The organism is Streptomyces sp. VRA16 Mangrove soil, from assembly GCF_017377775.1.
Taxonomy (GTDB): Bacteria; Actinomycetota; Actinomycetes; order Streptomycetales; family Streptomycetaceae; genus Streptomyces.
The window spans coordinates 161,774-188,650 of sequence record NZ_JAFVLN010000017.1; the positions used below are offsets into that span (position 1 = coordinate 161,774).

General features: G+C 71.1%; 16 protein-coding genes. 8 read left to right on the forward strand and 8 right to left on the reverse strand.

Annotated features, from left to right (window positions below):
* Positions 1–36 precede the first annotated feature (36 nt).
* Positions 37–1,245 carry a hypothetical protein gene (locus J3486_RS34930; protein ID WP_307805064.1) on the reverse strand — a complete coding sequence of 403 codons (1,209 nt, stop codon included), beginning with the start codon at positions 1,243–1,245 and terminating at the stop codon, positions 37–39.
* A 130-nt stretch (positions 1,246–1,375) separates the two neighbouring features.
* Between J3486_RS34930 and J3486_RS34935 the strand changes: the two genes are divergently transcribed.
* The gene (locus J3486_RS34935) at positions 1,376–2,356 is read left to right on the forward strand and encodes a haloacid dehalogenase-like hydrolase (protein ID WP_207827801.1); all 981 of its coding nucleotides are present in this window, start codon (positions 1,376–1,378) and stop codon (positions 2,354–2,356) included.
* On the opposite strand, the gene J3486_RS34940 is transcribed toward J3486_RS34935, so the two are convergent.
* The 7 genes from J3486_RS34940 to J3486_RS34970 all read right to left on the reverse strand — a co-directional run bounded on the left by J3486_RS34940 (position 2,353) and on the right by J3486_RS34970 (position 15,435).
* Positions 2,353–2,994 (reverse strand): response regulator transcription factor, encoded by a 642-nt coding sequence (locus tag J3486_RS34940; RefSeq protein WP_207827802.1) that lies wholly within the window; start codon positions 2,992–2,994, stop codon positions 2,353–2,355. The two genes, J3486_RS34935 and J3486_RS34940, sit on opposite strands and share 4 nt — an antisense overlap.
* On the reverse strand, positions 2,984–4,282 hold the full coding sequence (locus J3486_RS34945; RefSeq protein ID WP_307805065.1) for a sensor histidine kinase: 1,299 nt from the start codon (positions 4,280–4,282) through the stop codon (positions 2,984–2,986). Before J3486_RS34945 ends, J3486_RS34940 begins: the two co-directional genes overlap by 11 nt.
* Positions 4,283–4,354: 72 nt before the next feature.
* Positions 4,355–5,122: an ABC transporter permease gene (locus J3486_RS34950; RefSeq protein WP_207827804.1), complete on the reverse strand. Its 768-nt coding sequence runs from the start codon at positions 5,120–5,122 to the stop codon at positions 4,355–4,357.
* On the reverse strand, positions 5,119–6,054 hold the full coding sequence (locus J3486_RS34955; protein ID WP_207827805.1) for an ABC transporter ATP-binding protein: 936 nt from the start codon (positions 6,052–6,054) through the stop codon (positions 5,119–5,121). Before J3486_RS34955 ends, J3486_RS34950 begins: the two co-directional genes overlap by 4 nt.
* A gap of 107 nt (positions 6,055–6,161) precedes the next feature.
* Positions 6,162–6,968: a hypothetical protein gene (locus J3486_RS34960; RefSeq protein WP_229379087.1), complete on the reverse strand. Its 807-nt coding sequence runs from the start codon at positions 6,966–6,968 to the stop codon at positions 6,162–6,164.
* A 53-nt stretch (positions 6,969–7,021) separates the two neighbouring features.
* Positions 7,022–7,516: a hypothetical protein gene (locus J3486_RS34965; RefSeq protein WP_207827806.1), complete on the reverse strand. Its 495-nt coding sequence runs from the start codon at positions 7,514–7,516 to the stop codon at positions 7,022–7,024.
* Positions 7,517–7,686: 170 nt separating this feature from the next.
* Entirely contained in the window at positions 7,687–15,435 is a 7,749-nt protein-coding gene (locus J3486_RS34970) for a ricin-type beta-trefoil lectin domain protein (protein WP_229379088.1), read from the reverse strand.
* A gap of 470 nt (positions 15,436–15,905) precedes the next feature.
* Here J3486_RS34970 and J3486_RS34975 point away from each other — a divergent pair, with 470 nt between their 5' ends.
* From J3486_RS34975 to J3486_RS35005, 7 genes are all read left to right on the forward strand, one after another.
* Complete coding sequence (locus tag J3486_RS34975; RefSeq protein WP_207827807.1) at positions 15,906–19,343, forward strand: FG-GAP-like repeat-containing protein; 3,438 nt, start codon at positions 15,906–15,908, stop codon at positions 19,341–19,343.
* A 23-nt stretch (positions 19,344–19,366) separates the two neighbouring features.
* The gene (locus J3486_RS34980; RefSeq protein ID WP_207827808.1) at positions 19,367–20,161 is read left to right on the forward strand and encodes a hypothetical protein; all 795 of its coding nucleotides are present in this window, start codon (positions 19,367–19,369) and stop codon (positions 20,159–20,161) included.
* A gap of 6 nt (positions 20,162–20,167) precedes the next feature.
* Positions 20,168–21,952: an NlpC/P60 family protein gene (locus J3486_RS34985; protein WP_207827809.1), complete on the forward strand. Its 1,785-nt coding sequence runs from the start codon at positions 20,168–20,170 to the stop codon at positions 21,950–21,952.
* Positions 21,953–22,016: 64 nt separating this feature from the next.
* Complete coding sequence (locus J3486_RS34990; RefSeq protein WP_229379089.1) at positions 22,017–23,861, forward strand: ABC transporter ATP-binding protein; 1,845 nt, start codon at positions 22,017–22,019, stop codon at positions 23,859–23,861.
* On the forward strand, positions 23,858–25,750 hold the full coding sequence (locus J3486_RS34995) for an ABC transporter ATP-binding protein (protein ID WP_207827810.1): 1,893 nt from the start codon (positions 23,858–23,860) through the stop codon (positions 25,748–25,750). Before J3486_RS34990 ends, J3486_RS34995 begins: the two co-directional genes overlap by 4 nt.
* A gap of 41 nt (positions 25,751–25,791) precedes the next feature.
* Positions 25,792–26,016: a hypothetical protein gene (locus tag J3486_RS35000; RefSeq protein WP_207827811.1), complete on the forward strand. Its 225-nt coding sequence runs from the start codon at positions 25,792–25,794 to the stop codon at positions 26,014–26,016.
* Positions 26,017–26,047: 31 nt separating this feature from the next.
* Entirely contained in the window at positions 26,048–26,773 is a 726-nt protein-coding gene (locus J3486_RS35005) for a PaaI family thioesterase (protein ID WP_207827812.1), read from the forward strand.
* The last annotated feature ends 104 nt before the right edge of the window (positions 26,774–26,877 follow it).

The window sequence follows — 26,877 nt, forward strand, 5'->3', positions numbered from 1 at the left end:
TATGCGCCCTGTGAGGGTGGGGACGCGGCCCGCGGGTCACAGGGCCTGCTTGGCCAGCACCACCAGATACGCCCCGTACAGCAGTGACACCGCCCCGAGCGCCGTCGCGACCGCCAGTACCTGGCCGCGCCGTTGCCACCAGCCCCGTACCATCGCCCGCGCCATCGGGATCAGCAGCGGGAACGCGGGGAGCAGCAGGCGGGGCTTGGAGCCGAAGGGGCCCGAGGCGAGGACGACCAGGGCCACCAGGGCGCCCGCGTACACGAAGAGTGCGAGCGGTGGCCGGTCGAGGCAGAGCAGGGCGAACAGCAGCACCGCCGCCGCGACGATCACCAGCGCCATCGGGTAGCCGACCTTGCCGCCGTGCAGGAACAGGGTGCGCAGGAACCGGAATTCCTGGAGGCCGAGGTCGATCCGGGAGTCCCAGGCGGCCTGCACCCTGAAGTAGCCGTGCAGCAGGTCGCCGGTGCGGGCGCCGACCCACAGGACGTACCCGGCCCAGCCCGCGGGCGCGAGAAGCGCGCCGGCCCACACGGCGAGCGGGGCCCGGCCCCGGCCGCGTACGACCTCGCGCGCGGCCACCGCGAGGACGGCCGCCGCCACCGCGAAGCCGCTCGGCCGGGTCAGGCCCGCGAGCGCGGACAGCGCGCCGGCCAGCAGCCAGCGGGAGGTGAGCAGCGCGTACAGCGTCCAGGCGGCGAGCGCGCAGAACAGCGCCTCGGTGTAGGCGAGGGTGAGGACGACCGAGTGCGGCAGCATCGCCCACAGGGCGACGGTGACCGTGGCGACGGCGCGTCCGTACACGCGGTGGACGACCGCGTAGACCCCGTACCCGGCGGCGAGCGCCGCGCTCCAGGCGACGAGCAGCGCGGCGGCGCCGAAGGACAGCGGCAGCACGGTGTGCACCGCTCTGATCAGGCCCGGGTACAGCGGGAAGAACGCCCAGTCGGTCTGCTGGAGCCCGCGGGCCGACTCGCGCCAGTGGTGGCCGTAGCCGTACCGCGCGATGCTCAGGTACCACTTGGAGTCCCAGGAGTGCATCAGTGTGACGGACAGTCGGCGGCCCGCCCGATGGTCCATCAGGGCCACGGCGGCGACGCCCGTCAGCCGGACGGCGGCGAACACCGCGAGAGCGCGCAGGACGCCGGGCGGACGCCTGAACCAGGGGCCGCGCTGCGCCCGATGACGGGCCGGGCGCAGGGCGGGTGCGCGTTCGGGACGCGCGGTGACGGAAGACGTGCCCACGACGGCAGCGTCCCCCGGACCCACCGTCCGGAACAATGGAAAATCCGGCTATGTCCGTAGGAAGCCGGTAAGAAGCCGTATGCCCCACCGGACTCGCCCCGTCGGCCCCGTCTCCCTACGATGACCCGGCATGTCCCAGCTCACCAGCCACACCCGGGCGCAGGAAGACCGCGTCGCCGCCGAGTTGACCCACTGGCCGCGTCCGCAGGCGCTGCGCCTGGCCCGGACGATCGCGGCTCACCGGGACCGCGGCGCCTACGCCGTCTTCGACGCGGACAACACCACGTACCGCGGCGATCTGGAGGAGGCGCTGCTGCCCTTCCTGGAGGCGAAGGGGGTGCTGACGCGGGACACCCTGGACCCGGCCCTCGAAGTGGTCCCGTTCCAGGACTCGGCGGACGGCCGGGAGACCCTGGCCGCGTACTACGAACGGCTCTGCGCGATCAGCGACCAGGTCGGCTACCCGTGGGCCGCGCAGGTCTTCGCCGGGTTCACGCTCGGCCGGTTGAAGCGGTACGTCGACGAGTTGCTGGCGCTCGGCGGGCCGCCCCGCGTGTCCCGGGGGATGCGCGAGCTGTATCGCGTGCTGCGCGCGCACGGCATCGAGGTGTACGCGGTGAGCGCCGCGAGCGAGGACCTGGTCCGGATGGTGCTGTGCGATCCGCGGTACGGGTACGGCCTGGCGCCGGAGCACGTCATCGGGGTCTCGGCGCTGCTGCGGGACCCCGCGAGCGGCGCCGTGACCAGTTCCCGCTGGGAGCTGAAGGACGGGACCTACGATCAACGGTCGCTGTACGAGAAGGAGTTGACGGCGACCCTGTGCGCGCCGCTGACCTGGTACGAGGGCAAGACCGCCGCGATCCGTACGTACGTCGACGCGTACCGGCCACCGGTGCTCGCCGCCGGGGACACGCCCCGCAGCGACGGTCCGATGCTGTGGTCGGTGGACGTGGCGCGCGGCGGCGTACGGCTGTGGGTCGACCGGGACGCGGGGCACCGCGAGGAGCTGGAGCGGATGAAGGCGGAGGGCGCCGCGCGGCAGCGGGAGCTCGGGCTCGCCGTCACCGCGGACCAGGGGTGGGTGACGGTCACACCGGAGCGGATCGGCTAGCCGAGGATCTTCCGGTCGTAGGCGACCGCGACCGCCGCCGCCCGGTCCTTGACCCCCAACTTGCCGTAGATGTGCGTCAGATGGGTCTTGACGGTGGCCTCGCTGATGAACAGCTCGCGCGCGATCTCCTTGTTGGACGTGCCGCGCGCGACCAGGACGAGGACCTCGCGCTCGCGGGCGGAGAGCGTCTCGTCGGCGGCGGCCGGGGTGCGGACCGCGGTGACGAGGCGGGAGGCGACCGCCGGGGAGAGGACCGTGCGGCCCTCCGCCGCCGCGCGGACGGCCGCGAACAGCTCCTCGCGCGGGGCGTCCTTCAGCAGATAGCCCGTCGCTCCGGCCTCGATCGCGGGGAGCGTGTCGGAGTCGGTGTCGTACGTGGTGAGGACCAGGACGCGGGCGCGGGCGCCGCGTCGGGCGAGCTCCTTGATGGCGTCGACGCCCGAGCCGCCGGGCATCCGCAGGTCCATCAGGACGACGTCCGGGTCGAGTTCGGCGACGCGGGTCACCGCCTCCACCCCGTCGGCCGCCTCCCCGAGGACCGTGAAGCCGGGGGCGGACTCGAACATGCCGCGGACTCCGTCGCGCACGACGGGGTGGTCGTCGACGATGAGCAGGGTGATGGACGCGTCACTGGTCATGGGGCACCAACGGTACGCGAGCGGAGATCGCCGTGCCGCCCCCCGGCTCGGACTCGACCGTGACATCGCCCGCGAGGCGTTCGGCTCGGGCCCGCATGCCGTCGAGGCCGAAGCCGCCGGTGTCCGTGCGGGCGGGCAGGGCGAGCGGGTCGAAGCCGCGGCCGTCGTCGCGCACGTCGAGGGTGACCTCGCCCGCCATGAAGGAGAGGGTGACGCCGAGGCGGGAGGCGTGCGCGTGCCGGGCCGCGTTCGACAGGGCCTCCTCGGTGATCCGCAGGAGCGTCGCCTCGATCTCGTCGTGCAGCGGCTGGGCGGTGCCGGTGAGGGTGAAGTCGGCGCGGACGCCGGTGCGCACGCCCCACTCGGCGACCGTCTTCTTCAGGGCCTCGGGGAGCGTGGCGTCGGCCAGGGCCGCCGGGGAGAGGTTGTGCACGGAGCGGCGGGCCTCGCCGAGGCTGTGCCGGGCGAGGGTGTCGGCGCGGTCGAGGTGTTCGCGGGCCTTCTCCAGGGTGGGGGCGTTCTTGACGACCTGGAGCTGGGCGATGATGCCGGTCAGGCCCTGGGCGATGGTGTCGTGGATCTCGGCGGCGAGCCGGCGGCGCTCGTCGGCGACGCCCGCTTCCCGTGCCTGGACGAGGAGTTGGGCGTGCAGGGCGGCGTTCTCGTCCATGGCCTGCTGGAGTGCGGCGTTGGTCTCCGCGAGTTCCTGGATGGTGCGGATCTGGACGCGGGCCCGCTCCGCCTCCTTCTCCTGGAGGTGCCCGGTGACGACGACGAACGCCATGTTGGCGACGACGAGCGCCCCGAACACGGTCCAGCCGAGCATGCTGTCGGGCCACAGCCCGCCGGACTGGGCGCCCGCCACGATGAGCACCGAGGCGAGGATCCCGGGCTTCTGCTGCCGGCGCGGCAGCAGCCGGTCGGCGTCGTAGTAGCCGACTGCGGCGAAGAACGCGAAGAACGGGTTGGTCATGGCGACGACGAGCGTGATCGCCCACCGCACCCAGTAGACGGCCGCGCTGACACCGGACGGGCGCGGTGTGTTCGGCTCCTTCCAGGTCCACCACAGCTGGAGCAGGAGCGCGGCGGGGATCAGGAACAGATCGACCGTCCAGTCGAGGCGGTTCATCCCCACCACGTCGCCGGTGGCGGCGATCAGGACGGTGGCGATGGCGAGCAGGACGTAGGCACCGTAGCGGTGGACGACGCGCCAGGGGTCCTCGGCGGTGGCGACGGCGTCGGCGAGTTCGGCGGCGGTGGTGCGCTCGCGTGCGGGTCGGTTGATCACGCACTCAGTCTGCCGCTCGGCGCCCCGGGACGTCATGGTCACTCCTCGCCTCACTCCCGCCTCACTCCCGCCTCACTCCCAGCGGAACCAGCGGGCTGCCGCGCCGCTCAGCCCCACGGCCCACACGGCGAGCACCAGCAGATGCGACCAGGCCGGCCAGTCCCCCGCCATCGCCTGGTTCATGGCCTGCGCGGCGGCGCCGAACGGGGTCAGCTCGACGATGTGCGCCAGCGCGTCCGGCATGGCCTGCACCGGCACCCACACCCCCGCGCAGAACATCGCGGGGAAGAAGACGGCCGTACCGACGGCGTTGGAGATCTTCGTCGTACGGGCCCGGGAGGCGATCAGCGCGCCCAGGGCGAGGGCGACGACGACGGACAGCACCAGGGCGAGGAGATAGCCGGGGATCTGCCGCGGCAGCGCCACGTCGAAGGCGATGCGGCCGACGGCCAGGCAGAGCGCGGCGCCCAGCACGATGGCCGTCCCGTGAATCGCCATCTGCGCGCTGAGCAGGGCGGAGGGCCGTACGGGCGTCGTCGACATGCGGCGCAGGACGCCCCGCTCGCGGTACCCGGTGATGATCGGCGGCATCGACTGGATGCCGCCCGCGATCATGGCGAGCAGCACGGTGACGGGCACGTACGCGTCGACGAGCCGGATGCCGCCGAGCCCGTCGTCGGCCTCCCGGAACGACGGGATGGAGCCGAGGATCACCAGGAGGGCGACGGGGAAGAGCAGGATGCCGATGAGGCTTCCGGCCTCGCGGCGAAAGAGCGTGAACTCGGTGCGCAGGACGGCCCGGTTGGCCTTGGACGCGGGGGTGAGGGTGGCGGTGCTCATGACTGGCCGGCTCCCGTCAGGTCGAGGAACGCGTCGTCCAACGTGGCGTCGACGACTCGGAGTTGGTGGGCGGTGACGTGGTTGCGGGCCAGCAGGCTGATGACGGCGTTGACGGTCTCGTCGCTGCCGGTGAGGGTGACCCGGCCGTCGCGGTGGTCGGTGGAGGCGAGCCCGGGCAGCGCGGCGAGCTCCCGTTCGTCCAGCGGCGCGGACGGCGTGAAGGAGATGACGGTGGCACCGTTGGCCTGGCTGATCAGCCCGGCGGGGGTGTCGAGGGCGGCGACGCGTCCCTTGTCGATGACGGCGATACGGTCGCAGAGCCGCTGGGCCTCCTCCATGAAGTGCGTGACGAGGAGCACGGTGACGCCGCTGTCGCGCACGTCCTCGATGAGCGCCCAGGTGTCGCGGCGGGCGCGCGGGTCGAGTCCGGTGGTCAGCTCGTCGAGGACGACGATCCGGGGGTTGCCGACGAGGGCGAGCGCGATGAACAGGCGCTGCTTCTGGCCGCCGCTGAGCTTGGCGAACCGGGTGCCGAGCTTCTCGGTGAGCCGCAGCCGCTCGGCGAGCGGCCGCCAGTCGAGCGGGTCGGGGTAGATCGCCGAGTACAGCTCCAGCGCTTCCTTCACGGTGAGCTTGGGCTGGATCTCGCTCTCCTGGAGCTGGGCTCCGAGGATGCCGGTGAGGGTGGCGTGATCGCGTACGGGGTCGAGCCCGGCGACCCGGATCCGCCCTTCGTCCGGGGTCCGCAGCCCCTCGACGCACTCCACGGTGGTGGTCTTGCCGGCGCCGTTGGGCCCGAGGATGCCGAAGATCTCCCCCTCGGCGACGGAGAAGGACACCCCGTCGACGACGGCCCGCCCGTCGTAGGTCTTGCGCAGCCCGCTCACCTCGATGAGCGGCGCCGCGGTGGTCGTACTGGTCCCTGTCGTCATGCCTCAAGACTCCCGGCGGGGGCAGGGTCCGGGCATCGCCCATCACGCTCGAAGGCCCATCAACCGATCGGTTGATGGGCCGCTACGACTCGCGGGGTCCGGGACCGCTACCCGACGGTGACGGAGTCCCCGGTCGAGGTGCTGGCGCCCGTGGTGGAGTTCCCGTAGTACTTCCAGCGCCAGGTGCCGCTCCGGTCCGCGGTGACGGTGGTGGAGAGCTTGCCGGTGCTGCTCGCGGTCACGGACTTCACCGAGGTGTACGTGTCCGACCCGGCGGGCTTGAACTGCAGGTACACCGTGCGCCCGCCGTAGTTGACGTACGTGTGGGCGGACCAGTCGGCGCGCTGGACGACACCGGTGACGGTGATCTTCCCGCCCTTCACGGCGGGTTCGGGCGACGCGTTGGCGGTCAGCCGGGAGTACCGCTGGAGGGAGACGGTGCCGGAGAGCCCGTCGGTGTCGACGCTGCCGCTCGTCTTGAATCCCCGGCCGGCGGTCTTCCACGCGGTGGCGTCACTGTTGACGAGCGAGCCGCCGTTGCCGCTGGGCATGTGGCGCGGGTCGACGCTGATGTTCCACTTGCAGTTGCGCGTCGTCACCCCGTCACTCGTCGACTTCGAGCAGCTCAACTGGGTCTCACCGGAGGCCAGCGTGTAGTCGCTGGAGCCGAGGGTCCCGCGATAGGCGAACACCTCCCACTCGGCGAGCGCCGAGGTGCTCTTCACGGTGAACGTCAGCGGGACGCTCACCTCGTTCGTCGTCCCGACGACGATCGGTTTCCCGTTGTTGAAGACGACCTTGGAGAACGAGACGCCGCCTTCGTAGGTGGTCGCCTCGGCCGTCATGGCCGTCGTGCCGATGATCCCCAGCCCTATGGCTCCGGACAGGAGCCCGAAGCGTGTTCTTCTGCGCAACCAACGATCCTTTCCATGTCCATTCAGAACGCGATTCCTGGTCGAGCCGATATTCACGGCCGGACCGGCAGGCCGGCCAGACCCAGCTTGGTGACCTGCTGGTCGACAAGCGCGTTCAGCGCAGCACTGTCCTGCGCGGAATCGGCCAGCCAGTCCAGCCAGGCAGACGTGCTCTCCCAACCGGGCGGCGACTCGTACTTCGACCAGCCCGCGGAGAGATCCTCCGCCAATCGCAAACTCTCCGCGACCTCCGCCCGGTCCCCCGAGGCGGCGGGGATCAGGACGCTGTCCTGCAGTTCAAGCGCAGCCATGGGCTGCCGATGGCGCTGTGCCGCGCGCGCGAAGTCCCGCAGTGCCTCGACGATCTCGCGGATCTCGGGCATCCGCCGCAGCGGGAGCCTGCTCTGCTCCTCCAGCCGTACCGCGGCGGACCGGAAATGCTCGGCATGCTGCTTCAGCTGAATCGCCTCCTGCACACCGGAGGAACCATGGAGGCGTTGTCCCAGTTCGAGCGAGACGACAGGAAAGTCCCGAACCAGCGAATGCACGTGCGTAGTCGGGTAGTACTGGTCACCTCTGGTGGACAGATCCAGGGTGACCCCTTGGACGACCGGCCCCACCCTCCGCAGCAGGCGAAGTGGCCGCCACTCGGAGAACTCCGGGAAACAATCCGCCCAGTCGCGCGTTATCTGCCTTTTCAATCTCTTTCTGGCTTTCCTTACCTGGGAACCACCGGGACGGTCAGGAACAGCCCCGGAACATTGTCAGCGTTCTTGTCCCACTGCCGCTTCCCGATCCCTGGCGGGTTCTTCGTGAACTTGTAGTCGTAGGCGATGCCGGTGGACGGATCGAAGACGTCCGGGCGTGCACTCCCCTTGGTGCCGTGCGGCACCTGGACCTTACCCAGGTAACTCCGCTCCGTGATCAGCCCACGATCCTCGAAGATGGTCTGGTAGCGATCGAGAATGGTCTCCGCGTATTTGTGCTTGCGGGAACCATCCACGGCCCTGTTGCCACTCGATGCGATGCGAGTGTCGGCCCGGTCCGCGACCTGTTGAATGAGCTCAGGGGTCGACAGGTCAGCCGTACTGCCGGAACCACCACAGTTGTGGACCAGGACCGGCGCGGCCCCCGCCAGCACGTAATACGTGTGGACCTTGCTGACGGTGAGGTTGTTGACCGTCGACGAGGCGACCGTCCAGCGCTTGACCGCCGAGATCTGGACGTACGTGCCGGCGCTGGTGCGCAGCCACTCGCCCGACTTCAGCGAGGTCGCGGGGACCCAGGCGTGGAGTTCCTCGACCCAGAACGGGTGTCCGTCCGTCGCCGTGACCGACGCGGTCTTCGTGCCCTTCTTGCCGTCGATGTCGATCGTGACCTTGACCAGGTGCTTGAGGCCCTGGCCCTTGATCTCGGCCGTCACCGTCTCCACCGTGGTGTCACCGGTGTCGGGGTCGGTCGCGAGGACCTTGTCGCCGAGCTTCACGTCCTGGATGGCCTTGGTCGTGCCGTCGGCCATGAGGACCCTGGTTCCGGGGACGAAGCTGTTGCAGGTGTCACCGTCGCCCTCGCCCTTGGCGCTGCTGGTCTCGTTCCCGCCGCCCTCGGACTTCTTCCGGGCCGTCGTGCTCGGCTTGCTGCTCGCCGTCTTTCTGGCCTCGGAGCGCGCCTTGCGCTGGGTCGCGTTGCCGATCTTCTGTGTCTGGCGTTTGGCCGCGCGGGTGGCGGCGGCCTTCGCGGCCTGCGCCTTCTTCTTCAGCTGCGCGGCCCGCTTCGCGGCGGCCTTCGCCGCCGCGGCCATCTTGCGGGCGACCTCCCACGCCTTCTTGGCGATGGCGAGGATCTTCTTGGCCTGGGTCACGGCCTTGCGCCAGGCGCTGACCGCGCTCATCGTCGCCCGGATCGCGCCCCAGATCTTCTTGCCCTTGGAGAAGATCGCGCCCCACGGGATGGCGTCCATGAGCAGGCTGCCGCAGGCCCACAGGTCACCGCGGGAGAAGCAGCCGACCACGTCGTTCCAGCCGAGGAACTCCTTGAGGACCGCCCAGCCCGTCGACAGGATGACGTCGCCGAGCGTGCGGGACGCCGTCGAGCGGGCGCCCGCCACCGCCGAGTCCGAGGGGCCGTCGTAGTAGTCGGACGCGTCCGTGCCGGACGAGAGGCCCGACGGATCCGCGTACGTGACCGGGTTGTTCTCCGAGTAGACGTAGCCGTTGAGCTGGACCGGGTCGCCCAGGTCCACCACCGGGTCGGCGGACAGGAAGCGCCCCGTGACCGGGTCGTACTCGCGGGCCCCGAGATGGATCAGACCCGTGGACGAGTCCTCACCGCCACCGACGTAGCCCTGGTGCGAGAGCCAGCTCGCGCTCTCGGCGCGCTCCGTGCCGAACGGGGTCGCCTTGGAGAACTGGACCTTGTTGCCCTGCGCCAGCTGCACGTTGACGTACGCGCTGCCGTTCTGGTCGGAAACCTGCACCGACAAGGTGGCCGCAGACGTGCCCTGCGCGTGCCGCATCACGGTGGACGCGCCCGGCTGAGAGTAGTACCGCTCGGTGTACGACAGGTCGCCGCCCGCGTTGGTGGACACGGTCGTGTCCCCCAGATACAGGGTGTGTTCGCTGTCGGAGAGCGCGAGCAGGCGCTCGCCGGTGGGACCGTAGACGTAGCGGATCTGGTCGGCCGGCTTCCACACCTGACCCGCGGACCCGTCACAGGTCGCGAGCTGGAGGTCGGTGCCGGGCGTCGTCGTACCGCCGGGCAGCGCCGCGCACTTGCCGGAGGCGACGTGCTTGAGCGCGCCCGTGGACGTGGTGGTCCACTGCTGGTTCGCCGCGCCCGTGCACTTCGCGAGGACGACGGCGGTACCGGCCGCGGTGGCGCCGTCCTTCGGCATCACGCACTGGCCGAGCACCTTCAGGGCGCCCGTGGTGGCGTCGCTGTCGGAGGCGGGGTCGATGCGCAGCTTCTGGGCCTTGGTGCCGTTGCAGGAGTAGATCTGCAACGGGGTGCCGGCCGTGGTGGAGGACGACTGCACGTCGAGGCAGCGATGCGTGGCGGTGTTGACGAACTCGCCCGAACCGTGCGCGCCGAACCCGGACACCGTCTCGGCCTGGCCGTCCCAGGTCCAGGTCAGGCCCTGCTCGTTGCCGCCCGTGGTGCGGGTCGTCGTGTTGCCGCCCGCGTCGTACTGGAGCGTCGAGGACTCCTTGACGCGGGCGCCCGCGTCCGTGGTGTACGTCCGCTCCATCCCGGTCAGGGTGTGCGGCTGGCTGCCGTCCGCCTTGCCGTAGACGTAGTCGGTCGTCGCGTCCTTGGCCGTGTCACCGGCCGCGTCGTGCTCGACGAGCTTCTTGCGGTTGCCCATCGCGTCGTAGGTGAACGACTGCCAGTAACCGTCGTTCGCCGCCGTGACGTTGGTGGTGCCGTCGTCGTAGGACGGCGCGGCGGACGTCTTGTCCGTGGGCCTGCACGCCTCGTTGGGCGAGGTCCATGCCTCGGTCAGCTGGCCGAGCCCGTCGTAGGTGAAGCACTGACGGTCGGTGGTGCTGTTGCTGACGTCGGTGGTCTGGGTGATGTTGCCCGCGTTGTCGTAGGCGTAGTAGCGGGAGTTGACCCGGTGCCCGGTGACGGCGGTGGTGTCGCTGGTGGACTCGCGGTCGACGATCTGGCGGGTCAGCTCACCCGTGGTGGTGTCGTACAGGTTCGTCGTCCACACCCGGCTGGGCTGCTCGCCCGCGACCGAGCGCAGCACCTCGCCCCATGGGCTGTACTCCGTGTCGGCGGTGTACCAGTTCAGGCCGGAGGTGGAGACCGGCAGGCCGTCCTCGTTGTAGCGGGTGACGACCTTCTCGGCGTCGAACGCACCCGCCGCCGGCAGGGTCGTGGAGCGCAGCTGACCCTGCTTCGAGTAATCGTAGGAGTAGGTGTACGTGTCCTTCAGGCCGTACTGCGTGGCGATCGACGGCGGCAGCTTCAGCTGCTGTACCGTCGCCTGGTAGTCCTCCGTGTAGCCGGTGACGGACATGGTGTAGCCCAGGCCGTCGGTGTAGCGGGTGGAGGTGGCGGGCTGGCCGATGCCGCCAGTGACGGTGTCGTAGGTGTTGGCTTGCAGCAGCGTGCCGGAGCTGTTGTTCAGACGCTGCTCCAGCGGGCGTGAGAGCGCGTCGTACTTCGTCCACACCTTGACGCCGCGGGGGTCCTCGGTGGTCTCCGCGCGGTCCAGGACGTCGTACGTGGTGTGCGAGGTGCCCGCGTCCGGATCGGTCGAGGTCAGCTCGCGGCCGCGCGCGTCGTACGTCCACGACCAGGTGTTGTCCTCGCTGTCGACGGCCTTCACGCGGTCGCCGCGGGCGTCGTACTCGTAGCGCGTGGAGCGGAAGACGGTCCGGTTGATGTCCGTGTACGTGTCGACGCGGGTGGTGCGGCCGAGCGCGTCGGAGTAGGAGCGCTGCCTGGTGCCGCCCGCCGGGTCGTTGACGACGGAGTAGTCGGAGCCGTACTCGTAACTGGTGGCCTTGGACGGCTTGGCGACGCCGGCGAGGTACGGGGTCTCGGTCAGGACGCGGCCAAGGCCGTCGTACGCGTACAGCGTCGCGTTCTGCACCTGGCTGTCGGAGTCGACGTCGAACATCTCGTCGCCGGGCTCGCCGTTGGCGAAGTAGGCGTTGTTGGTCTGGCGGACCGTGCCGTCGGCGCTGTACAGGGTGTCGGTGATCAGGCGGCCGCCGCCGACGGCCGGTTCCTGGCGCTGGCGTTCGCGGCCGAGACCGTCGTAGAAGGTGACGCCCTTCTCGTAGGAGCCGTCCTCCTTGAGCGTCTCGCTGGTGACGTGGACCGGCTCGCCCTGCACGATCGTGTACGTGAAGTGGGCGGACGCCTCGTCCGTGTCTCCGGGGGTCTGGCCGGGGGCCCAGGCGTAGGTGGTGCGGCCGTACGCGTCGTAGGCGTAGGCGGTGGTGTTGCCGTTGGGGTCGGTGTCGGTGAGCGTGGTGCCGCGCGCGGGGTCGATCGTCGACGTGCTGGACTGGTTCAGGGCGTTGGTGCTGGTGACCTTGAAGACCTGCCCCGTGGTCGGCCCGTAGGTGGTGGTCTCCTTGTGCTGCAACGCGTCGGTGGTGCTGGTGGCGCGGCCGTAGCTGTCGTAGCCGACGGTGCCGTTCTCGGTCCAGGAGCCGCCGTCGCCGCTGATGTCCCAGGTCTCCGTGGCGAGGCCGACGGTGGGCGCGGTGCCGTACACCTGGTTGTCGTAGGCGACGCGGGAGCCCGATATCCACTCGTCGGCGGTGGCGCTCGGGGCGTGGGCGCAGGTGCCGGCGGTGGTGAGGGACTGCTTGGGCAGGCCGATCAGGTGCCGGTCGGTGTTGTGCACATAGGAGTTGACGGTGCACGTGGTGTCGCCGGTGTCGGTGTCGGCGGTCGTCTCCACCGTCAGCGGCAGGCCGTACGTGGCGTCGTACGTGCTCGTGGTGGTGGTCGTGCGCTCGGTGTCGGGGTCGTCCCCGCTGCCAGAGGACCGCGTCCACGTCTTCGACTTGGCGGTGTCGACGCGGTACGCCTTCAGCGCCGGGACGCCGTCGTCGCGGGCGCGGGTGGCGAGGACCTGGGGCGTGGTCGGGTAGTCGACCGAGCGGGTCAGCAGCTCGCCGTTGTACTTGGTGTACGTGAGCGTCTCGGCGACCCGGCCCTGGTAGGCGATGTCGTCGGTGGCGATCTTATCGCCTGCGTGATCCGTGACGGTGACCGCGCGCTTGCCGCCGCCGGGCAGCGGGTCGCCGTCCATGCCGCGGAAGTAGCGGGTCTCGGACATGCCGCGGGTGGTCGAGGTGTACTGCGTGGTGGAGTCCGCGCCGGTGATCGTGCGGACCACGCCGAAGCCGCGCCACTGGTCGTAGGTGCGGGTCTTCTTCTTGGAGAACTCGGCCTGGTTCAGCGCCCAGGCGCCGTCGCCCACGTACTGGTACGCGGTGGTCTCGGCCGGGGAGCCGGCGAGGTTGGGCAGTTCCTGGACGCCGGCGACGACGTACTTGTGGAACCAGTCGATGGTTTCGTCGGCCTTGTCCGGGTCCGGGTGCCAGTAGGCCGGGAAGCAGAGCCCGGTGTTGTCCTCGGGTTTGGGGAAGCCGGTGCCGGTCCCGCAGGCGCTGTCCGCGTCGGGCTTCTTGTAGTCGACGAGTGTCTCGCCGCCGTACTCGTTGACGACGCGCTGGATGCGCAGTCGGTCGAAGACCGGGTTGGGGTCGTTCGCGCCGCGCTTGACGCGGTTGGGCATCGACTGGATGTTGGGCAGGAACTCGACCGGGTTCAGGGAGTCCTCGGCCGGTTCACCGTCCGCGGTGTACCCGGTGCGGGTGATGGACTCCAGCCACAGAGCGGTGCCCTCGTCGGTGCGGTGGGCGGGCAGCGACTGGTCGAGGGTCCAGCGGTCGACCGGGGTGAGCTCGGTGGAGCCCTCGGTGCGCTGGGTCAGCGTGGTGACCTTGGCCAGCCGCTTGCGAGACCAGAAGGTGGGCACGGGCACCCAGCACTCCTTGGTGCCGCCCGCGCAGTACAGGTCGGCCGGAGTGTCGTACCAGATGCGGTTCTGCGCGAAGTTGCCCGAGGTGAAGTTGGTGTCGGAGCAGGTGACCTCCCCCTCCTTGAAGCAGCGCTCGTCGGTGTCGAAGACGACCTGGGAGATCGGCTTGGTGGTGTAGAGGGTCGAGGCGCGCTGGCCGTAGTCGATGCGGTTCAGGTAGCCGCCGCGGTCGTAGGAGACGGCCGCCTTGAACTTGTTGTCCTTGGCGTAGTGGTTGGTCTCCTTGGTCCACCACAGCGACATCATGTTGTCCTGCGGGTCCTGGACGAAGTCCAGGTTCCAGCGCCAGCCCTGGTCGCAGAAGGACTTGGCGAAGGACGCGTCGTAGCAGGGCTCGCCGGACTGGTTGCCCGCGACGGGGACGGTCAGGACCGAGTTGGTGAGCGGGTCCCCGTCCTTCCATGTGGAGGTCTTGTTGCGGCCGAAGTAGTAGCGCATGCCGTCGCGGGTGGTGATGCGCCAGTACTCGCCGTCGTTGTCGCCGTTGGCGAGCGAGGTGTCCTTGATCAGGTCGACCTTGGAACCGTCGCCGTTGGCGGTGGCCCAGGTGCCGTCCGCGTCGTTCTTGACCAGCTCGGTGGTGGTGCCGCCGAGCGTCATGACGGCGTTGTCGCTGCCCCAGCAGAGGTCACCGGTCTTGTGGGTCGCGTTGTTGCCGTTGTCGCGGTCGTCGGTGCAGGCCTTGTAGGTGCGGGTGATGGAGCCGGGGTTGTACTCCCAGCCGTCGCCGATCCAGGAGGGCTGGTTGTTGGTGGCCGACGTGCGACCGTCCACGACCTGGGAGTTGTACGAGAAGGTCACGCTCGGCGAGGGACCGCCGGGGACACTGGGGGTGTTCAGCCCGTACGAGTAGGTGAACGCTCCTGAGGAGCCGCCCGCGGACCAGCTACCCGCGCTGACCAGCGGGGTCGCGGAGAAGTCGCCGCCCGATCCGCTGCCGTGGGAGCCGGCGACGAGGACGGAGGAGCCGGCGGAGTCGGCGATCTGCGTGGCGGTCTTCGCGCTGGGCGGGCCGCGGTAGACCGCGTCGTCGGCGAGGTCGGTGCCCTTGCCGTCGGCGCGGGCGGTGGACGCGGTGGTGGCCGTGGTGTCCCCGGCGAGCGCGGCGACGTCGACGGTCGCGGTCAGCCGGCGCTCGCCGTCGAGCTTGCCGTCGTCCTCGGTGTCGTCGTCCTGCGCCGTGACTTCCTGGTCGGTGTCCAGGGCTACGGGCTCGGTGCAGGACTCGACGTCCGGGGTGGTCAGGACACAGCTCGGGTACTGCGTGAGGTTGAGGCGGTCGGCCCAGTTGGCACCGTACAGCTCGGCGAAGGCGGTGTAGTCGAGGGTGACGGTGGCCTCGCCGGTCGCCCCGGCCGGCGGGGTGACCTTGAAGGCGAGGCCCTCCATGGAGACGGCGTCGAGATCGGTCTGCGGGACAACGGAGGCCTGCCACGTGCCGTCGAGGGAGGCCGCCTCCTCGGCGGTGGCGTCCTCGGGGGCGCCGACCTCGATGGGCAGGTCGCCGACGGCGACGCTGTCGCCGGGGGCGAGGCCGGTCACTTCCTCCTGCGCGGGCGTGGTGTCGACGGGTGCTGCGGTCGCCGCCGGGTCGTACTCCTTCGGCGGCGCCGTGTCGGACGTGGCGAGTTCGCTGAGCGCGCTCTCCTCGGCGGCGACGGCCGGGTCACGGTCGGGCAGGTCCACCAGCTCGACGCCGCTGCGGTCGCCCGAACCGGGCGGTGCCGCCGCGGCGTTGCCGGCGAAGGCACCCACGACGAGCGCCATGAACAGCGTGCCGATCACCGTCAGACGCAGCGCGGCCCGTCGGCTTCGCTGGACACCGGTACGGGCCAGCCACCCGCGTCCGGACCAAGAGAGCACACCCCACACGTCGCCGAAGCCCCCAATCATGGCAGGAGCGACGGAGACTGACCGAACGTCAGAGACCCGTACACCCGTCGCGATGAAACCGATCGGCGGAATCATGCGGACCGAACATGCGCAGGTCAAACGGGCCCGAGGCGGCACTTGTGAGATGCGTCACGCCACCAAACGGGCCCAAGCGGAACGAGCGGATTCAGTTTCCGCCAAGTGGGAGCGCTCCCCCTGATTCCGGCGCGAGCGGCGCGAGTTGGGCGTAACTCGCCTTCTCGATCATCTCCGATCGAAACAAGTGACGGAATGTCGGATTTCGCGGCCCATGGGGTTCGATGTCCCCAGACAGGCGGCACCCTGACGGGTTCGACGGGCGACCGGTTCCACACCCGCATCACAATTGCGTTACTCCTGTGGATGGTTGGCGCATGTGGCGCGAGGGGCCTGTGTCGTTCATGCTCTAGCGGCTCTGCCCAACCGCGGTTTCCACAAGGGGGTTCACTGTCGTGGATCGTCGTCTTTTCCGGCGTCTGCCGGGTCGTCGCGCCTCGGGGGCGATCGCCGCCTGCGTGGCGGCCGCGCTGGGAGCCGGCGTCCTGGTCCCCCTGCTGGTCGACGACGCCGCTCCCGCACGGGACGCACACGGCACCGCGAAGGCCACCGTCGGCGAACAGGCCGCCCAGACCAAGGCGCGCACCACCGGCCGCCGCGTCGAGGTCACCGCGCTGCGCACCGAGTCGACGACGACGTACGCGAAGCCCGACGGCAGCTTCCAACTGGAGGCCTCCGCGGCTCCGTTCCGGGCGAAGGTCGACGGCGAGTGGCGGCCGCTCGACAGCACGCTGCGCCGCACGGCGCACGGCTGGGCCCCGAAGGCCGCGGCCGACCCGGTGGTGTTCTCCGCGGGCGGCGGCAGGGCGACACGCACCGTGCGCCAGGCATCCTCCGGCCCCGCGGGCCAGGGCGGCGGCGCCCGCCCGGCCGTCTTCGCCCTGCCGGCGACCACCGGCTCAGAGGCACGTCAAATCGACGACGGAACACCGGAGTTCACCGATCTCGTCACGCTCACCAGCGCCGGCCACGAGATCACCCTGTCCTGGCCCGGCACGCTGCCGACCCCGGTGATCGACGGTGAACGCGCCCTGTACCGGGACGTGCTGCCCGACGTGGACCTGCTGCTGACCGCGCGCGACAGCGGCTTCAGCCATGTGCTGATCGTGCACACCGCCGAGGCCGGGCACTCCGAGGCGCTGCACACGCTCTCGTACGGACTGTCCTCACCGGATCTGACCTTCCACCTCGACGCGACCACGAAGGCCGTCACCGCGCAGGACGAGTCGGGCGCGGAGATCGCCGTGAGCCCCACCCCGTACCTGTGGGACTCGGCCGGCGAGCCCGCCGTCACCCAGGGCGGCGACCCGCAGCCCGCCGAACCGTCCGAGGAACCCGCGCCGCAGGCCACCGACGAGAGCGCGCCCCCGCACGACGGCGCCGGCGAGACGCCCGACGCCCCGTCCGACGCCGACGACACCGACGCGCCGGACGCCGACCCCGCGTCCGTACGGACGAGCGGCAGCGCTGCCGCCCCTGCCCGGCAGGCCGCCTGGCACACCGCTGCGGACCGGCTCACCGACGCCCAGGTCCTCGCGCTGCCCGGCCTGGCGGGCCCGGACGGCGGCACGCACACGGCCACCGCGGACGCCGACCTGAGCGCACCCGGCACCGGCGACACGACGCTGACCGTCACGCCCGGCAGCAAACTGACGGACGCCGCGTCGACCGCGTACCCGCTCTTCATCGACCCGTCGTTCTACGGGCACACCACCAACTGGACGACCGCGTACAAGAAGTACCCGTCGTCCAGCTTCTACGACGGCGCCAACTACAACACCGGCACCACCGAGGCCCGCGTCGGCTACGAGGCCGACACCTGGGGCACCTCGCGCTCCTTCTTCCGGCTCGACCTGGAGAACATCAAGGGCGCCAAGGTGACCTCGGCGAGCGTGCGCGTCCTGGAGACCTACTCCTGGTCGTGCTCAGGGCGCGTGGTCGAGCTGTGGCAGACCGGGTCGATCTCCTCCAAGACCACCTGGAACAACCAGCCCGACTGGAAGACCGAGCTCGACAGCCACGACATCGCGCACGGCTACAACTCGTCGTGCCCGGACGCCTATGTGAGCTTCAACGCCAAGGGGCTCGCCCAGGACGCGGCGGACGGCGGCTGGGGGTCGACGACCATCGGCCTTCGGGCCTACGACGAGACATCCACGTACGCCTGGAAGAAGTTCAAGGCGGAGGGCTCCTCGGCGCCGCGGCTTTCGGTGAACTACTACCGCAAGCCCGCGGTCCCCTCCTCGCTCGACATGTCCCCCGGACCGACGTGCAGCCGCACCGAGCCCTACCCGCGCATCGGCAAGCGCGACCTGGTGCTGTCCGCACACAGCTCGGACGCCGACGGCGACCTCGACCACCTCAACTTCGAGCTGTGGCACACGGGTTACCAGGACTCCACGACTCTGAAGAAGACGGGGACCACGACCAGTGGCGGCAACGCCTCGGTGACGTACTCCTCGTCCTCGCTCACCAACGGCTGGACGTACTCCTGGCAGGTGCAGGCCGAGGACGAGACCGACGCGGTCTCGGACTGGGCGCCGCTCAACAAGTCGGGCTACGACCCGACCTGTCGGTTCGTCTACGACAGCAGTTTCCCCAACTCGCCCGTCGTGACGTCAGCGGACTACCCGGAGGAGAGCGAGAACGGGGACGTCTGGTCGGCGAAGAAGTTCGGTGAGTCCGGCAGCTTCACTTTCGCCCCGGACAGCGACACCGACGTCACCGCCTTCGGCTACGCGCTCAACTCCTCGTCCTGCTCCAGCACCCTGACGGTGGCCGCGGGCAAGACCGGAACCGTTTCGGTCACCCCGAAGCTGGCGGGTCCCAACGTCCTGTACGTATGCGCCAAGGACAGCGCGGGCAACATGTCGGCGCCCACCGCGTACGTCTTCTACGTCACCCCTCGCGACGCCGCCGACAGGCCGGGTGACGTCACGGGCGACGCCATCCCCGACGTGTACGCCATCGACAGCGACGGCAACCTGCGCATGTACCCCTCCAGCGCCACCGGCGACCTGCACCGCAGTCTCTCGGCCGCCGAGCAGGACGGGGAACTGCTCATCAACTCCCCCGGCGGGAGCGACGAACCGCTCGCCGCGGGCTACTGGAAGGGCGCCGACGGCAAGCCCGCCCTGCTCGCCCACAGCGGCGACCTGATGCCGGGCGACGGCATCAGCGACCTGCTGGCCCGCATGCCCGACGGCAAGCTGTACGTGTACCGCGGCGACGGCTACGGCGGCACCGACATCGACCGGCGCCTTGACGTGCGGCTGCCAGCCAACGCCCCGGATCCGGCCACGTTCGACCAGGTGATCCTGGGCGACTACGACCTCGACGGGCGGATGGACCTGTTCGCCACGACGGCGGGCGGCGGCCTGTGGGCGTTCACCGGGTACACCGGCGCCGCGTTCTCCTCGGCCTCCCAGATCGCCACGACCGCCTGGCTGGACCGGGACCTGGTCACCGTCGGCGACATCAACCTCGACGGCACGCCGGACCTGCTGTTCCGCTCGGAGTCGGACAATCTGCGGCTGCGGCTCGGCGCGCCCGCCACCACCGGCGGCGCCACCCTGGCCTCGCTGTCCACGTCGGCGGACTCGCTCGGCGGCACCGACGCCACGTACGCCACCGGCTGGACCACCACGGCGTACCCGATGGCGTTCCTGCACGGCACGCCGGACGTCAACAACGACAAGATCCCCGACCTGTGGGCGATGGCCGCCGACGGCAGCATCAAGTTCTACGCCGGTGGCAAGACCGCGCTCGGCGCCGGGACGACCGTCATCAGCGCCGACAGCAAGTGGAACACGAGCAAGCTCAGCTTCGGCTGAGCGGCCCCGACGGAAGAAGCACCATGGCACGTCTGCGCAGTTGCGCCCCCGCCCTCGCACTGGGCCTCGCTCTGCTGACCGGCTGCGGTTCCGGCTCCGGCACCGGGCGGCCGGACACCGCCGCCACCCCGGACACCGGCACGGTCGCGTCCGGCGTCCCGGACGTGCTGGGCGGGGGCGCGGGCGCGCGGCCGCTGAGCACCGCGCAGCTGGACGCGGCCGCGCTCACCCAGAAGGACATCGAGGACGGCACGGTCACCGATCAGGTCTCGCCGAAGGACTTCGCGCGGCAGAGCGCCGTGGACGTCGACGACGCGTCCTGTGCGCCGCTCGCGTACGTGCAGTCGGCCGCGGTGGTGGGCAAGCCGACGGCTTCCGTGCAACGTATGTGGATCGGCGAGCCGGCCGCGAAGAAGGGCGGGAAGGGCGGCTCGGGCACGGTCGCCGTCGCGCCGGACATCACGTCGGTGTTCCTGACGCTCGCCGCCTACGACGAGAAGGGCGCCGCACGGGCCATGGCGGACCTCAGCCGGGCGGCGGACGACTGCGCGCACGGGTACACCTTCCGGCTGAACGGCGAGCGGGTGAGGACGGCGAAAGTGAAAAGGGCGCTCGCGCCCGAAGGGGCCGACGAGGCGCTGGGCCTGACCCTGACCGTGGACTCCGACGGCACCCGGTCCCCGCTGAAGGTCGTCGTCGCCCGCAAGGGGTCCACGATCGCCTATTTCCCGGCGGTGAACCTCGCCTCGGTCGCCACCGGCGCCGACTTCTCCCACCCCTCCGACCTGGTCCGGCGTCAGCTGGCCAAGATGGGCTGACCGCGCATGTCTCACGTACCTCACGCGCCTTCTGTCCCTCACACGTCACGCCGTCGGCTGCTCGCCGCGCTCGGTGTCTCCGCCGCCACCGTCCCGTTCGCCGGGCTCGGCGGCGTGAGCGCGCAGGCCGCGACGGGCGCGGAGGCGGCGGCCGAGCCCCTCGCCGTCTCCGGTGGCCTCACCGGACCCCGCTCGTCGGTGTCGCTGCCCGCGCTCGACGCCTCGTACTTCTCGCGCCTGACGCTCGCCGACCCGCTCACCGCCAGCGTCCTCGACGGGACACCGGCGCGCACCGAGGTCACCTCCGGCGGCAGGCGGGTCGCGCTGCTGACGCACGGGGCGCGGACCGTGGTCCTGCCGGGCCCCGAGCGGACGTTCACCGAGGACAAGAAGCCGTTCGCCGACACGTTCCAGCGGACGCTGCCCGACACCTCCCTGCCGGTGGCGGACCGCGCTTACTGGGGCACCTCGCCCGGCGGCGGCAGCTGGTCGACGCTGGGCCCCGCCGACGACGACTACGCGGTCGCCCCGGGCGCCGGTCTCATCCGGCTCAGCACCGACTACGCGAGCCGGCACGCCAGCCTGCGGGACGACGCCGTCACGGATGTCGACGTGCGCGCCGTCGCCCATTTCGACAAGGTGCCCACCGGCCAGGCCTGTTCGTACGCCCTGTCCTTCGGCTACCAGGACACGCACAACAACTACCGGGCCCGCCTGTCCTTCCTGACGTCCGGCGCGGTGGAGCTGCGCGTGGAGAAGGAAGTCGCGGACGTCGTCACGCAGTTGACCACCGCCCTCACGCTGGACACCGCCGTGCAGGCCGGCACGGACTGGACGATCCGGGTGCGCCGGGAAGGGTCCCGGATCCGGGGCAAGGCGTGGCGTACGTCGGCCGCCGAGCCGGTGGCATGGGCGGTCGACGTCACCGACGACACGTTCGGCGCGGGCCGGGTGGGCCTGCGCGCGCTGGCCAACGACGGCTGCACCAACCTGCCGGTGACGCTGTCCGTCAGCCGCTTCCAGGTGGACGCCGCCACCTGGCGGACGCCGCCGAGCGTCACGCACGGCACCTGGGTGCGCGTCCTGGACGAGCCGTTCGACGGGACATGGACCGCTGACCTGGAGCGCACCGTCCGCGCCTGGGTCGGCTCCACCGCCCCGGACGTCCTCGCGTACGCGGCGATGTTCCTGGCGGGTGCGCCCGCGGTCGAGAGCGGTGCGGGGCCGACGGCGGGCCGGCAGATTCTGGGCGAGGCCGGTTACGGCTACCTGGACCCGCAGGGCTACCGGTACGAGGGCGCCGACTTCCACGAGTACATGGGCATCGGCTGGACGTTCCCCGACGGTACGTACACGGGGCCCTCCAGCAAGCAGGTGGGCAACCTCGACTGCTCCGGCTACACGCGCATGGTGTACGGGCATCACCTGGGCGTGCCGATGGCCGCGGGCGCGGACACCTCGGGCACCCGGCTCCCCCGCAAGTCACGGGACATGGCCGACTACGCGCCGGGGGTCCGCGTCGACCGCACCGACGGCACCACCCCGCCGGCCGCGACGCATGTGCAGCCGGGCGACCTGGTGCTGTTCAACGCCGACTCCGGCGACGACACCGTCACGGTCACGGTCGACCACGTCGGGATGTACCTCGGCGAGGACGCGGCGGGCGAGCGGCGCTTCCTGTCCAGCCGCAAGACGGGCAACGGCCCCACCATGGCGGATCTCGGCGGCGCCTCGCTGCTGGACGGCACCGGCGTCTACGCCCGGAGCCTGCACACCGTGCACCGCGTGTGACGGACCGGGTCCACGCGCGAAACCCAGTGGGCGATGTCAGTGCCAAACCGTAATCTCACCTCTGATGACGACTACAGATGCACCGACCACGGACCCTGATCGAAGCGACGAACCGGACCAACCGGCCGCTCCCGTACGGCACTCGGCCGTGCGGACGCTCGTCCGGCTGTGGCCGTACGTGCGGCCCGTGCGGGCGCGGTGGGCGGGGGCCGCGGTGGTCGCCGTGCTCGCGTCGTGCCTCGCGCTCGTCTTTCCGCTCGTGCTCAAGTGGATCGTCGACGGGCCCGTGACCGACCAGGACCCGTCCGGTGTGTGGCTCGGCGCGGGCGTGCTGCTCGCGCTCGGTGTCGCGGAGGCGCTGCTGTTCGGGCTGCGGCGGTGGCTGGTGGCGCGGCCGCTGGCCGGGGTCGAGGCGGCGATGCGGGGCGATCTGTACCGGCATCTGCAGCGGATGCCGGTCGCGTTCCACGACAAGTGGGCCTCGGGGCAGCTGTTGTCGCGTGCGACGACCGACCTCATGGTCGTACGCATGTTTCTGGCCTTCCCGTTGACCTTCCTCATCGTCAACGCCGTGACGATCGTGGCCGGTCTCGCGGTGCTCGTGGTGCAGGACTGGGGGCTCGGTCTCGTACTGCTCGCGCCCGCGGTGCCGCTGATGGCGGTCTGTTACCGGTTCGAGCACGGGTACGCGGAGGCGTCGCGCCGCGCCCAGGACCAGGTCGGCGATCTGACCACGGTCGTCGAGGAATCGGTGCTGGGCATCCGGATCATCAAGGGGTTCGGGCGGCACCGCAGTCAGGCGCGGGCGTTCCGTGAGCTGTCGCAGACCGTGCGCGGCACCGAGCTGACCAAGGCGCGGCTGCTCGCCGGGATCCTCGGTGTCATCACGCTGCTGCCGGAGCTGGCGCTCGGTACGGCCCTGGTGCTGGGGACGGTGCAGGTGGCGGACGGCGATCTGTCGGCGGGCACGCTGGTGGCGTTCCTGTCGACGGCGCTCGCGCTGCGCTGGCCCATCGAGTCCATCGGGTTCCTGCTCGCGATGAGCCAGGAGGCGGCGACAGCGACGCGCCGTTTCTTCGAGGTGATGGACGAGGCGGAGGAGGATCCGCGGGTGCGGGAGGACGCGGCGGACGGGCGGGCCGCGGAGAGCGGACTGCGGTTCGAGGGCGTCGCGTTCCGCTACCCGGACGCCGCGCCCGACTCCGTGCCCACTCTGGCCCGGATCGACCTGCACATACGGTCGGGCGAGACGATGGCGCTCGTCGGCGCGACGGGCAGCGGCAAGACGACGCTGACGGCGCTGGTGCCACGCCTGTACGACGTCACGGCCGGGCGGATCACGCTGGACGGCCGGGACGTGACGGCCATGCCGCGCGAGGAGCTGCGCACCCTGGTGTCGATGGCGTTCGAGGAGCCCACCCTGTTCTCGGCGTCCGTCGCGGAGAACGTGCTGATGGGCGCCCCGGACGCGTCCGAGCAGGACGTCGAGCGGGCGCTCGGTGTCGCGCAGGCCGACTTCGTGCGGCGGCTGCCCGACGGGGTCGGCACGGAGGTCGGCGAGCAGGGGCTGAGTCTGTCGGGCGGGCAGCGGCAGCGGCTCGCGCTGGCCCGCACGGTCGTGGGCGGGCCGCGGTTCCTGGTCCTGGACGACCCGTTGTCGGCGCTCGACGTGCACACGGAGGCCGCGGTGGAGGCGGCACTGCGCCGCGTCCTGGCAGGCAGCACGGCCCTGGTGGTCGCGCACCGGCCGTCGACGGTGCTGCTCGCGGACCGGGTGGCGCTGCTGTCGCAGGGGCGGATCACTGCGGTCGGCACCCACCAGGAGCTGCTGCGGAGCAGTGCGGAGTACCGGTATCTGATGTCGGGTGACGAGTCGGTGGACATGACGGGGGAGGCGGCGAGCGCATGACGACGAACACCGAGGCGGCACCGGGAACCGCGCAAGGCACGGAAGCCACGGAAGCCACGGCGCAACCGGACGAGGAACTTCGACTCCCCTCCTCCGGTGACCCGTTCGACCAGGACGACCTGCCGACCCCGAAGGGCGCGACCGGCTCGCTGCTGCGGTCGCTGCTCGGCCCCCATCGCCGCGGGGTCGTGCTGACCGTGCTCGCCCTGCTGATCCAGCAGGGCGCGGTGCAGTCGGGGCCGCTGATCGTCGCGTATGCCATCGACAGCGCGGTGCCGGCGTTCCGCGACCACTCCTACGGGCCGCTGGTCGCGGTGGGGGTCGGGTTCCTGCTGACCGCGTGCGCGTCGGCCGCGTTCCAGTACGCGTACATCCAGCTGTCCGCGCGGGTCAGCCAGAGCGTGCTGGTCGATCTGCGCGGCCGGATCTTCCGGCACGCGCAGGCGCTCAGCGTCGACTTCCACGACCGGTACACGTCGGGCCGGGTCATCTCGCGGGCGACGACGGACGTGGAGTCGCTGCGCGAGCTGCTCTCCGAGGGTCTTCAGGAACTGGTCAACGTCGTCCTCGCGTCGCTCTACATCACGGTGATGCTGCTCTGGCTGGACCTGGGCATCGGGGCGGTGGCCGCGGCGTCGTTCGTGCCGCTGTTCGTGCTGATCCAGTCGTACCGGCGGCGCGCGGCGCGGGTCTACGGGGAGCGGTCGTCGGCGATCGCGGCGGTCATCGTGAAGTTTGTGGAGACGATGAACGGGATCCGGCCGGTGCGGGCGTTCCGCCGGGAGACCGCGAACGACGCCCACTTCACGCGCCTGAACCGACGGCACGAACGGTCCAACGGGACGGCGCTGCTGGAGATGGCGCGGTACGTCGTCGGGTCCCGGCTCATCGCGAACACGGCGGTGGCGGGAATGGTCCTGTGGGGCGCGTACCGGGTGGCGGGCGGCACGCTGGAGCTGGGCGTCCTCGCGGCGGCGGTCCTCTTCATCCGTCGCCTCTACGACCCCATCGACCGGCTCGCGATGTTCCTGAACTCGTACGAGAGCGCGGCCGCGTCGCTCAAGAAGATCGCCGGGCTGCTGGCGCAGACGCCGTCGGTGCCGGAGCCGGCCTCGCCGCGCGAGCTGCCCGCCGTCGCGGACGGGCAGCCGGGGCGCGAGGTCGTCTTCGACGACGTGTCGTTCGGTTACCGGACCGGGGGCGAGGTGCTGCCGCGCTTCGATCTGACGCTGCCGGCCGGGCAGACGGTGGCGGTGGTCGGGTCGACGGGCGCCGGCAAGTCGACCTTGGCGAAGCTGCTCTCCCGCTTCTACGACCCCTCGCACGGGCGGGTGCTGCTCGACGGGGTCGATCTGCGGGAGCTGTCCACCGCGGAGTTGCGGCGCGGGGTGGTCATGGTGACGCAGGAGGCGTTCCTGTTCTCCGGGACCGTCGCCGAGAACATCGCGATCGGGCGGCCCGAGGCGAGCCGGGAAGAGATCGAGCGGGCGGCGAAGGCGATCGGCGCGCACGACTTCATCGCGGCGCTGCCGGACGGGTACGACACCGATGTGCGCAAGCGCGGTGGCCGGATCTCGGCGGGGCAGCGGCAGTTGGTCGCCTTCGCGCGGGCGCTGCTCGCGGACCCGGCGGTGCTGATCCTCGACGAGGCGACGAGTTCCCTGGACATTCCCGGGGAGCGGGCGGTGCAGCGGGCGATGCGGACGGTGCTGCGCGGCCGTACGGCGGTCGTCATCGCGCACCGGCTGTCCACGGTGGAGATCGCGGACCGGGTGCTGGTGATGGAGCACGGGCAGGTCGTGGAGGACGGCAGCCCGGCGGAACTCATCGGCGGGCAGGGGCAGTTCGCCGGGCTGCACCGGGCGTGGCGGGAGAGCATGACGGGCTGAAGCGCGGCCGAGCGGGCAATCGGCACGGGAAGGGAGGAACGATGACGAGACGTTCCGAGGGTTCCGGGGGGCGTGGGCCGTCCTGGGCGCAGCCGGGCGGCCGGTGGGGTCCGAGGCTGTACTGGCCGATGCTGGCCATCAGCCTGGGCCTGTTGGTGTGGCGTGTGGTGGACAAGGACCCGCCCGGCCGGATCGCGGTCTCGGCCCTGCTGGTGGCGGTGTGGGTCTGGCTGCTGATCGCCAACCGGCGGGCACGGGGCGAGTGACATCCCGGTCCCGGGATGATCCGATGGCCCCATGAATCACCTCACCGTGCCGACGCTGTATCAGGGATACGAGGGCATCGCCTTCGGGGGTTACGTGGCCGGGCGGCTCGCCGCGCTGGTCGAGGCGAAGACGGTACGGGTGGACTTCCGTGGCCCGGTGCCGGTGGAGACGCCGGTCGAGTTGCACGAAGTACCGGACGCCGGATTCGAGTTGAGGTCGGCGGAGGGCCGTGTGCTGGCCGCGGCGGGCGCCGGGGCCGGTCTTTCCGGTGACGGGACGCCCACGCCGCCCACGCTCGCGGAAGCGGTGCGCGCGGCCGAGCGGCTCCGGGCGACGCTGCCCGCCGACGCGGGTCCGGACTGTTTCGGCTGCGGTCTCGCGCGCACCCCGGGCACGGGGCTGCGGCTGCACTGCGGGACGGTCGACGGGCGGGACGACGTCGTGGCCTGCGACTGGACCCCGGACCCGGCCCATGCGGCCCCCGACGGCACGGTGCCGCCCGAGATCGTCTGGGGCGCGCTGGACTGCCCCGGCAACTGGGCGGGCCGGCTTCTCGGTACGCAGCGGGTCGGTGCGATGACGGCGTCCCTCTCGGCGTCGTTGCTCGGGCCGGTCGTGGCGGGGGCGCCGTACGTCGTCACGGCCTGGGTCCGCGAGGAATCGGGCCGCAAACACGCGTACGGCATGTCCGTCTCCGCCCCCGACGGCACCCTGCACGCGGTGGGCGAGGCCCTTTGGATCGACCCGCGCCCCTGACCCGACCGGCATCCGTCTCGCAGCACGGCCGCGCGATCGTGGCGGTCGCGCTGATGGTCGCTCGCACGAGGTAACAGGGCACTGCCACAGGCGACTTGGACGCC